At 55.2% G+C, this 3,575-nt stretch carries 4 protein-coding genes and 1 pseudogene; 1 reads left to right on the top strand and 4 read right to left on the bottom strand.

Annotation, left to right across the window (positions count from 1 at the left end):
* Positions 1-407 precede the first annotated feature (407 nt).
* Positions 408-1,940, top strand: a complete 1,533-nt coding sequence (locus ABJO75_RS16645; RefSeq protein WP_348133264.1) for a TolC family protein — start codon at positions 408-410, stop codon at positions 1,938-1,940.
* 228 nt (positions 1,941-2,168) lie between these two features.
* On the opposite strand, the pseudogene ABJO75_RS16640 reads toward ABJO75_RS16645, so the two are convergent.
* From ABJO75_RS16640 to ABJO75_RS16625, 4 genes and pseudogenes are all read right to left on the bottom strand, one after another.
* Positions 2,169-2,261 (bottom strand): annotated as a pseudogene (locus tag ABJO75_RS16640) (thioredoxin reductase); the annotation flags it as partial.
* 1 nt (position 2,262) lies between these two features.
* On the bottom strand, positions 2,263-2,709 hold the full coding sequence (locus ABJO75_RS16635; RefSeq protein WP_348133261.1) for an Rrf2 family transcriptional regulator: 447 nt from the start codon (positions 2,707-2,709) through the stop codon (positions 2,263-2,265).
* 242 nt (positions 2,710-2,951) lie between these two features.
* A complete protein-coding gene (locus ABJO75_RS16630; protein WP_348133259.1) occupies positions 2,952-3,314 on the bottom strand; it encodes a hypothetical protein in 363 nt (120 codons plus the stop codon).
* Positions 3,315-3,426: 112 nt separating this feature from the next.
* A partial coding sequence (locus ABJO75_RS16625; RefSeq protein WP_348133267.1) for an ATP-binding protein occupies positions 3,427-3,575 on the bottom strand: 149 nt, incomplete at its 5' end.

The following is a 3,575-nucleotide window of genomic DNA, read 5'->3' as shown; positions in this document are numbered from 1 at the left end:
GCCTTTGTTCCGAAGGGGACTGATCCGGATTGGATCATCAACTTGGCGAATATCCATCTCTGGCTTGGCGCGCTTTGCTTCTTTCTCGGAGCTGTACTGATGATGCACGAAAGCCGACAGGTCAAAACCCTGGGGAAATCGAGTTAGTGACACAGGCGGTGCTTCAAAATTCGAACTGGCTGTATCTTACTGACTTACAGCAGGTTCTTCACGGCGATTCCGTCCTTCATAAGGTAGTGTCGCGAAGTTTCCGCTGCGACGAAGGCAACTTTGCGACACAACCCTAAATGGTGTCGGCGCGGGCGTCCACTCCATCAGAACCGTTGTTCACGACATGGCTTATTGCCCGTCTGCAACGAACGTGTCATTAATAAGCTAAGTTTCTCTAGCTGAGTGATTGAACTGCATTGCCCCTAAAGTTTTTATTAAAAAGTCGCCATTCGCAGAGGCGGAGTAGACCGTTAAAGTTCCGCAATGGCAAGTTTTCGACAGCAGCTGTTTCTGCTTTAGTTCTCGCCAGCTGTACGGGTGAAACCACTCTTTCCACCGCCGCATCTTCAGATCAGGCTTGGTCGCCAAACGGACAGGCCACTTCAGATTTTTCGGTCGATGGAGCGATTGGAACAGTTGATCTGGGCGATGACATTAAGTCAGGCAAGGCATATGACTTACCGCAACTGATTGACCTCGGTCAAAAAAGCCATCCAGCCACCCGGATAGCTTGGCAGCAAGCACGGCAGGCCGCGGCGGGAGTGGGCATGGTCGAGGGCACATTTCTGCCGATTATCACTGCAAATGTGATTGGTGGGGTTCAGGACGTGATCACGCCATTGCCTGATCTTCAAGGCGGCACCAGCTATGTCGACACGGATGCACGAGGCGTCGTACCGAATATCACGCTGCAATGGTTGTTGTTTGACTTCGGAGAACGGCAGGCTTGGAAAACCGCTGCGGAGCAGACGGCCTATGCAGCCAATGTCAATTTCAATGGCACGCACCAATTACTGATCCACGACATTTCTCGGGCCTATTACCAATATGGCGCGGCACAGGAAAACATGGCGATCGCTGAGCGGGCGTACCAGAACAGTCTTGCCTTGCAAGAAGCAGCAGAATCCCGATTTGCTAACGGGATCGGTACGAGTATCGAAACGGCTCAGGCCAAGCAGATCGTCGCACAGTCCAAGTTTCGCGTGGTTCAGGCCAAGGACGGTTGGAGCAATAGCTATCAGGACCTCCTAGGGGCTGTGGGTGTATCTCCGAGATCCAAGATCAAGATCGCGACCTCTTCGGGACGCAGATTGCCCAGATCGCGCGCTATGCCGACCGATCAATTGATCGAAAAGGCGTTGTCGAGACGACCTGACGTGCTTGCCAGCTACGCGATGTTGAAGGCAAGTGAAGCCAACGAACTTGCTGCAGACGCTGCCTTCCGCCCCAAGGTCTACTTGGGCGCTGTCGCCGCCGACAACAGCGGACGTATCCAGACAGGTGCCTTGCCTGGTATCGGGCTGCAGAACACCACGACCGGAGTGGTCGTTGGTGCGTCGATACCTATATATGATGGTGAAATTCGCAAAAACAAGCGCCTGCAGGCGCAAGCGGAAACGGCAGCCGCCGCCGCTGCGCATGAACAGGCGATGAATGTGGCCACCCGCGAAATCATTATGTCGTCCAACGCCTTGGAGTCTGCACTTGCGTCCTATGAGGCAGCAAGCGAGATGCGTAAAGCAGCCCAAGTGGCTTATGACGCCGCCTTTGAGGGTTATCGGAACGGCTTGGGGACCCTGACGGACGTCTCAGCTGTAGACACCGGGCTGTTGGACGCCAAGCAGGCGCAGGCAGATTCACATGCGGCGGCACTGATCGCAGCGTCAACTATGGCGTTTGCCCTTGGAAACTTGACCTCACAATCAGCTCCTGCTCGTGCTCTGCGGTAACTTTCGATGCTCAGAGATCTTGCGCTTTTTAAACTGACCAATGATCACGCCAATATGCCAAGTATTCTGTGCCAGCCGCACGACCGATGTGGAACTGGATGAATGCCTATGTGGTGCGGAGTGGGCAAAAGCTGGGGGTCTTATGCGGCGAACTTGTGATTGGAGACCGACAGACGCCCATCAAGTACGTCGGCTCGGGTGACTGCTACATTGTGGGCTCCGCGTGGTGACCACGAGCACGGATCTGCGCGCACGCAGAAGCTGGAGGGAAGCCGCCATGCCAGCATAGCTTCCTCCGATGACGATGACATCACGGAGCATCTTAGTGTTCTTTCTGTTTAAGCTGTGCGGTGTATCGCACAGCGAAATCCGCAGCGAGATCGGAAAGGGTGATCTCGCCAAAGCGCGCTAAAAGCAGGGCCTCGGCCTCGGCAAAGGTTTGATCCAACGCGGCGTTGACGGCCTGCTCGACGAGACAGGCGGGTGCCTCATTTCGATTGCCGACAGCGAAGAGCGCGGGCTCTCCCAAGGCGTCATGCAATTGGCGTAGCGTGACCGACGACAAGTCTGCCGTGATGCGCCATCCCCCCGTATGGCCCCGACCCGAGGCCACAATACCAGCCTTTCGCAGGAACCCCATGGTCCGCCGAACAACGACTGGGTTTGTCGTGATGCACTTTGCCAGCTCTTCAGATGTCATGGGGCCTTCACTTTCCGCCATATGGAGGAGCGCATGGAGGACCAAGGAGAGGCGGCTATCACGTTTCATATAACTTCAATAGTTATGAATTAGGTCAAGTGTCAATCAGCACGCTAACTTACGAAACTATGTTTGTGACAGTTGGCGCAGCTCTGCGGTCCGGTCCGTCAGACCGGGCTTTCTCCGCACATGCAAAGGCACTGGCCGGGCGGACTCACACAGTGCAGGCTTTGCCGCCGATCAGGGCCTGGACAGCATTGTCCGTTAACCGAAAATTGGCAGCCCAGGCTCAAATCAATGCGACTTGGAAACTATCGGCTGAGCTCGCGATTGATCCGCCGGATCTGGACTTGGCTATCCGAACCTGGGCGTATCAGAGATTCCAGTTCCTTAAGCGCAATCCGGTCGGCAATTGAGATCTCCTGCAGCCCCAACGCCGAAATTCTTCCCGACAAGGCCCGGAGGCCCCAATATTGCACGAACGGCTGAGTCGCGCGTTCGATCAGGTCGATATAGGCTGATGGCGGCATAGCTGCAGGATAATTGCGCAGCCAAGCGATTGCGGCAAGCTGCAACCCATCGTCGTTGCCCTTCATCCAGCCCGTGATGGTTCCGTCATCCTCGTCCACCATCATCGCCACGCTCTGCATGTCAGCGAAAATGTTGGTCATCATGGCTGTGCGCATCGCGCCAGACGTCATTTTTCCCCGTTTTTCTACGTATTTTTCGGCCAGGTTTTTCAGTTCATCCAGCGGATCGTACTGCACGGCAAGAAACGGATCATCGTCAACAGGTATCGTTGCCTGTTTCTAAGATGTGGCAGCGGTGCGTGAGCCGGTCGAGCAGTGCTGTTGTCATTTTTGCATCACCGAAGACCTGCGCCCATTCACTGAAGCTGAGGTTGGTAGTGATGACGACGCTGGTCCGCTCATAGA

The organism is Sedimentitalea sp., assembly GCF_039973035.1.
GTDB lineage: Bacteria > Pseudomonadota > Alphaproteobacteria > Rhodobacterales > Rhodobacteraceae > Sedimentitalea.
This window is presented reverse-complemented; position numbering and strand designations above follow the sequence as displayed.

Excerpts from the sequence above, each read along its gene's own strand:
- ABJO75_RS16635 (WP_348133261.1), bottom strand. The coding sequence starts at position 2,709 with ATGAAACGTGATAGCCGCCTCTCCTTGGTCCTCCATGCGCTCCTCCAT.
- ABJO75_RS16630 (WP_348133259.1), bottom strand. The coding sequence starts at position 3,314 with ATGATGACCAACATTTTCGCTGACATGCAGAGCGTGGCGATGATGGTG.